The following is a 614-nucleotide window of genomic DNA, read 5'->3' as shown; positions in this document are numbered from 1 at the left end:
GCGGCGATCTTGTGCTGGGCCACCACCTTCTTCGAATCGGTACCCACCACCACCAGGTCGGCCAGCAGGTTGCTGGTGTAGACGCGCTTGTTGGCGGCGTCCAGCGCCAGGCCCGGCGCCTTCGCCTTGCCCAGGCCCGGGATGGTGTCGATCAGCTTCAGCGTGGTGGTGTCCACCACGAACAGCACGCTGCCCTCGCCGGAATGGCCGGTGACATACAGGCGGTTGGCGTCGCTGTCGACCACCAGCTCGCGCAGGTCATGGGTGTAGCCGGCCTTGCCGTCCTTGCCCACCTTCTTTTCCATCAGCTGCACGGTGCCGATGGCCTTGTTCTGCGCGGTGTCGACCACGGTCACCGAGGTGTCCACGGTGTTGCCCACATACAGGCGGTTGTGGGCGTCATCCAGCACCACGCCGAAGCCCTTGCGCTCCAGCGGGATGCGGGCCTGCACGGCCAGCGTGGCGGGGTCCAGACGCAGCACCTGGGACGGGCCGGCGTTGTCGCCGAAGCCACCGGACGAGGCCACGAACACGGCGTTCTGGGTGGGGCTGTAGGCCAGCTCGTACAGGCCCTGGGCGATGGCCTGGCGCTGCACGGCGGTGCTGGCGGCGGG

The 614-nt window shown here is 68.6% G+C and carries 1 protein-coding gene; it reads right to left on the bottom strand.

Annotated features, from left to right (window positions below; genetic code table 11):
- Positions 1 to 614, bottom strand: a 614-nt coding sequence (locus tag IAE41_RS22330) for a YncE family protein (protein ID WP_200734607.1), incomplete at both ends; no start/stop codon positions are given.

Origin of the sequence: Stenotrophomonas sp. S39 (assembly GCF_016624665.1) — a bacterium.
GTDB lineage: Bacteria > Pseudomonadota > Gammaproteobacteria > Xanthomonadales > Xanthomonadaceae > Stenotrophomonas.
Note: the sequence above shows the minus strand (reverse complement) of the source record. Positions and strands in the feature narration are given on the sequence as shown.